Source organism: Streptomyces sp. SID3343, assembly GCF_009865215.1.
GTDB lineage: Bacteria > Actinomycetota > Actinomycetes > Streptomycetales > Streptomycetaceae > Embleya.
The window spans coordinates 1-4945 of sequence record NZ_WWJX01001087.1 but is presented as its reverse complement, the minus strand read 5'-3'; the positions used below and the strand labels follow the sequence as shown (position 1 = coordinate 4945).

The window sequence follows — 4945 nt, the reverse complement described above, 5'->3', positions numbered from 1 at the left end:
GCCGGGGTCGGGGGTGCCGGCCATCGCGGCGGTCGCCACGGTGAGCGCGATCCCGCTGCCGGCGCCGCCGAGGACCGAGCCCGTGACCGCGAGCCAGGTCGAGCCGGTGAGCGCGGCGACCGCGAAACCGCCGACCATGCCGAGCAGCCCGACCCGGGCGAGCCGGGCGCGCCCCGCTCGACCGGCCGCCCGGGTGGCCGCGGCCCCGGCCAGCGCCGAGCCGAGGAGTACGGCCGTGCCCACCGCGCCGGCCGCGGCGGGGGACAGGCCGAGGCCGGTGCGTACCGCGGCCAGGAACACGGGAAGCAGGTTGGCCATCAGATACCCGGCGGAGGCCAGAACCGCGATCGCGGCGACGGACGCGGGAGGCCGGCTCGCGCGGGCGCGCGCGGGCAGGGTGAATACGGACACGGCGGTGCTCTTTCACGGTCACGGACGCGCTTGCCGCCGCAGGGCAGGGCAGGCGGGCGGGGCGCGGGGCAGGGCAATCAGGGCAGGCGAAGCGGACGCGGCAGGGCCGGCGCGGCAGGACGGACGCGGCAAGGCCGAACGGGCCGGGCCGAACAGGCACGGCAAAGCGGGGGCAAGGCGGACGGGGCAAGGCAGGGGTGCGCCGCCGGTCGCGTGCGCGGTGGCCGGGGTGCCCAGGGGCGAGACGGCGGGGCGGAACGGACGCGGGGCGTTCTGCGAGGGGTCGCGCGAGTGGGAAGCGCGGGGCAGACACGGCGACCGGCGGCAATGGGCACGGTCGCGGGGGCGCACAAGGCGGCGGGGGCGGGCGAGGCGTTACACGGGCGTCCTGGCGGGAAGGCGGGGCGAGAGGCGACGGACCCGCCCGCGTGGACGCGTGGGGCTCGCGAGGTCAGCGTGACATCTCGGCGGCCACGGTGTCCAGATCAATTGGTTTGGGATTGATCATGGCTGGGTATGGCGCGCGCGACTGCTCGATGGGCTGTCTTCGGCGCCGGGGTCGATCAGAGTGCGCGACACAGGTAGGCAGAACAGGGCAGAAAGTGGCCCGTAGTCGTCGTTCTGTGGCAGGACTCGTCCTCGGTCTCGTCCTGTGTTAGTCTGAAGCCTGTTGCAGTTGTGGTTCGCATCATCTTCTGAGTGCGCCTGTAGAGCTGTTCACTACAGGTGCATTTTGCATTTCGGTAGCTTCCGAAATGAGGGCGAAAAACGCGGCGACGCCCGGATTCACGAAGTGTGGATTCGTTCATCGGCCCACATGTAGGGAGAAAATTATGGCTACCGGAACCGTGAAGTGGTTCAACTCGGAAAAGGGCTTCGGCTTCATCGCGCAGGACGGTGGCGGCGACGACGTCTTCGCCCACTTCTCCGCGATTCAGGGCAACGGCTACCGTGAGCTCGTCGAGGGCGAAGCCGTCGAATTCGACGTCGTGCAGGGCCAGAAGGGCCTCCAGGCGGAGAACATCAACCGCCTCTGATCTTCACCGATCAGCACGACCGAGGGCCGGTGCCGCACTTGTGCGGCGCCGGCCCTCGGCGTTTCACGGTCGCTTACGTGGTGCTTCGCGGGCTGCTTGTGTGGCGCTTCGCGGTCGCTTACGTGATGCTTCGCGGTCGCTCACATGGTGCTTCGGAGTCTTCGGAGTGCTTCGCGGTGCTTCGGGGCTGCTTGAGAGCGCCCTTCGGGTGACCTGACGTGGACCCCGCCTCGGACATGGGTGTGGGCGTGGTCGAGGCGCCTACCGACGTCGTCCCGTCAGACGGGTTGGAAGCTGCCCTTCTCCGCGGCGCGGATCGCGGCCAGTTCCTCCTGGACGCGGAGAGTGTGCGCCTCCTCGTCCTCCTTGGCCTTGCGCGGGTTCCAACGGCCGGCCATCACGAAAACGCACGGGATGAACAGCGCCTGGCACGCCAGGGTGAGCCACCACCAACGCATCCACTCGTCGTCCGCCCGGTCCTTGGCCTTCTGCACCTCTTCACCGTGGTCGATCAGGATCGCGAGCGATGCCTGCTTCTGCTCGACCAGGTCGAGCTTCTTCATGTCGCCACCGGCCAGTTGCAGCGCCTTGACCTGCAATTCGATGGGGATCGACGTGCGGTCGGGGAACTTGGACAGCTGGACGAACAGCGCCGGGTCCTTCATCACCAGATCCAGCGCGGGCCCCGCGTCCGCCTGCGCGGCGACCACCTCTTCGCCGTGGTTCACCAGCGGCGTCGCCGACGTGACGATGAGCGGCGTGAACACGGCCGACACCGACACCACGATGCGGATGGTCCAGCCCCACACCGCAAGCCCCGTCGCGGTCGCCGCCGGATTGTGCCTCTCGACGGTCTCGGTGTAGCCGGCCATCCACGGCGCGTACGTCAGGCCACTGCACACCCCGATCCCGACGAGCAACCACGCGAAGGTGTAGTAGCCGGTCTCGGGGTTGTCGGTGGTCAACGCGAACAGCAACGTGAACACGACCGTGCCGACACCGCCGACGATCATGAACGGCTTGCGTACCCTGAGCTTGTCGGACACGAAGCCGACCACCACGAGCGCGACCGCGTTGGCGATCCAGTACCAGTTGGCGAGGGCGTTCGTCCGTTGTTCGGAGTACCCGAAGACGGTCGAGTAGTAGACGACCAGGTTGCCGACGACCGTGAAGTAGAACATCAGATGCAGGCTGATGCCCAGCGCCGGTAGCAGGATGTCCAGGCGCATCATCCGGCGCCAGTGGTTCTTCTGCGTGGCCTCGACGTCCAGGCCCCGGGCCCTGGCCTCGACCAGGGCCTTGTCACGCAGCGACACCATCAACTGGTCGCGCAACCGCGGTGACAACTCGCGTAGTCCGAGCAGGGCGATCACGAACACCCCGAGGCCGACGTAGCCCGCGAAACGGAACTCGTCCTGCCAACTGCTCGTGTCCAGCGTATTGCTGCTGACCGAGGTCACCACGAGGCTGCCCAGGACCGGGCCCAACGTCCAGAACCCCATCGCGCCGGCCCGGCCGACCTGCGGCGAGAAGTCACGGATCAGCGCGGGGGTCGCGACGAGGGCCATGCCCTCGACCACGTTCACAAGGGCCATGAAGAACATGAACCAGCCCTTGCTGTCCGCGTTGGGCAACGCGAACAACACGAGCAGACCCGTGAGCAGCAGGCCGTACACGACGAGATTCGCTCGGCCCCACCGGTCGGCGAGCCCTGCGGCGAGGGACGCGAACGCCCCGACGAGGTTGCCGATGACCGAGATCATCGTCGCGTACATGAACGACATGCCGAAGTGGTGCATCATCAGCGTCGACACGGCGTACTGGATGTACAACTCGTAGTACAGGACGATCGATCCCAGCACCACGATGGTCAGGAAGAAGATGCGCGGCCCGTTGGCCGGATAGCGGTCCAACCGGCGATTCCACAGTCCACGCAGGAACGGTGGCACGCCGGCCGAGGTTGCGGGGCGAGGCTCGGGATCACTCGCTGGCGGGGCGCCCGATGGGGTCGTGGCGGAAGACATGCGGCCTCCTCGACGAGCGTCGGTCTATCGAGGTACGGGGACAACGCTGGTGACGCGGGAAACGCGGACCATGTGGATACGCGAACCATGCGGATACGCGGATACGCGGGCCCGGTGGGGGATACGGGCGTTGCGGAAACGCGGTGGGAACGCGGTGCGGGAACGCCGTACAGGAACGCCGGTAACGGGGAAACGCGGGCAACGCAGCCGTGCAGAGGCGCCGGACCAGGGGGAAGGGACGGCCCCCCGGGCCCACGCGTGGAGTGACCTTAGTACCGGCCGGTAGCGCACTACCAGAGCGAAGACCAAGAAATGGAACGCGTTACGGTCTCGGGCTCGGATCAGCGGCGGTACCTGGGAAGATTCGGCGGACGGCGGGGGTGGGTTACGCGCGGGCGGTGCGTGGGCGATGGGTGGGCGGCGCGGTGTACGGGCGGTGCGTGCGCCGTGTACGGGCGGTGCGTGGGTGTGGTGCTTGCGCTTGATGGGAGCGCTTCCGTCCGGGTCGGCCATTGCCCTTTGGCCACTTGGCGGTTGCTGCGTGGCGGCTTCGTGGCACCGACGACAAGGAGCCTTATGTTGTCGCCGAAGGCGTGGAAACGATCCCGGTGGACCTGCCGACCGGCCTCGCCGCCGGAGCGGGCCGCACTGCTCGGGTCCGGGTTCGGTGCCGGTTCCAGGTCCGGTCCGGTTCCGGTTCCGGGTCCGGTTCCGGGTCCGGGTCCGGGTCCGGTTCCCACGAGGGGACTTGAGGTGCCCTATTTCTTCCGGACAGTGGCCCGCGTAGGGTTGATGAGATCCGGAAATGAGAGAGAACGTGCCACCAAGGTATCCACAGCAGTTCAGGGACGAGGCCGTCCGCATGGTGATCGACGGTCCACGTCCGATCTCTCGTGTCGCCGCCGAGCTCGGAATCAACGACTCCACGCTCAGGGGCTGGGTGAAAGAACATCGCCTCGCCGGAGAAGACGACATCGAAGCCCCGGGCGACGCGAAATCGGACCGCGAGCTGCAGCTCGAACGGGAAGTCAGGAAGCTCCGTGAGGAGAACGCCTTCCTGAAAAAAGCGTCCGCCTTCTTCGCACGCGAACAGGGGTGAGCGCGCGATACGCGCTCGTCGAAGCGGAGAAGGCCCAATTTCACATCGCCGACATGTGCCGATGGTTGGGGGTGTCCCGATCCGGATTCTACGAATGGCGTGACCGACCCGCCTCCGTCACCGCCGACCGACGAACACGCCTCAAGACGATGATCCGCGAGATCTTCACGGCGAACCACGAGACGTACGGATATCGCCGTGTGCACGCCGTCCTGGCGCGCTCCGGCGAGGCCGTTTCGCCCGAGTCGGTGCGGGCCCTGATGCGCGAACTGGGCCTGGTGGCCTGCCAACCACGTCCCTGGAGGCCGGTGACCACCCTCGGCGACGGGGCCCACCCGCGGATCCCGGACCTGATCCGACGCGACTTCGAGGCC

At 67.9% G+C, this 4945-nt stretch carries 4 protein-coding genes and 1 pseudogene; 3 read left to right on the top strand and 2 right to left on the bottom strand.

The features are described from left to right. Positions 1-411, bottom strand: a pseudogene (locus GT354_RS34170) (MFS transporter); the annotation flags it as partial. A gap of 833 nt (positions 412-1244) precedes the next feature. Between GT354_RS34170 and GT354_RS34165 the strand changes: the two are divergent. Beyond that, positions 1245-1448 carry a cold-shock protein gene (locus GT354_RS34165; RefSeq protein WP_020555278.1) on the top strand — a complete coding sequence of 68 codons (204 nt, stop codon included), beginning with the start codon at positions 1245-1247 and terminating at the stop codon, positions 1446-1448. A 278-nt stretch (positions 1449-1726) separates the two neighbouring features. Here the strand turns inward: GT354_RS34165 and GT354_RS34160 are convergent, their stop codons facing one another. Beyond that, on the bottom strand, positions 1727-3472 hold the full coding sequence (locus GT354_RS34160; protein ID WP_161360250.1) for an MFS transporter: 1746 nt from the start codon (positions 3470-3472) through the stop codon (positions 1727-1729). Positions 3473-4277: 805 nt separating this feature from the next. On the opposite strand from GT354_RS34160, the gene GT354_RS34155 reads away from it, so the two are divergent. Both GT354_RS34155 and GT354_RS56760 read left to right on the top strand, forming a co-directional pair. Beyond that, on the top strand, positions 4278-4571 hold the full coding sequence (locus GT354_RS34155) for a transposase (protein ID WP_161360249.1): 294 nt from the start codon (positions 4278-4280) through the stop codon (positions 4569-4571). Continuing rightward, positions 4568-4945: IS3 family transposase (locus tag GT354_RS56760; protein ID WP_161360248.1), on the top strand; the 378-nt coding region annotated here is incomplete at its 3' end. The genes GT354_RS34155 and GT354_RS56760, both read left to right, overlap by 4 nt.

Coding starts and splice junctions, on each gene's coding strand:
- GT354_RS34155 (WP_161360249.1), top strand. CDS start 4,278: ATGAGAGAGAACGTGCCACCAAGGTATCCACAGCAGTTCAGGGACGAG.
- GT354_RS34165 (WP_020555278.1), top strand. CDS start 1,245: ATGGCTACCGGAACCGTGAAGTGGTTCAACTCGGAAAAGGGCTTCGGC.
- GT354_RS34160 (WP_161360250.1), bottom strand. CDS start 3,472: ATGTCTTCCGCCACGACCCCATCGGGCGCCCCGCCAGCGAGTGATCCC.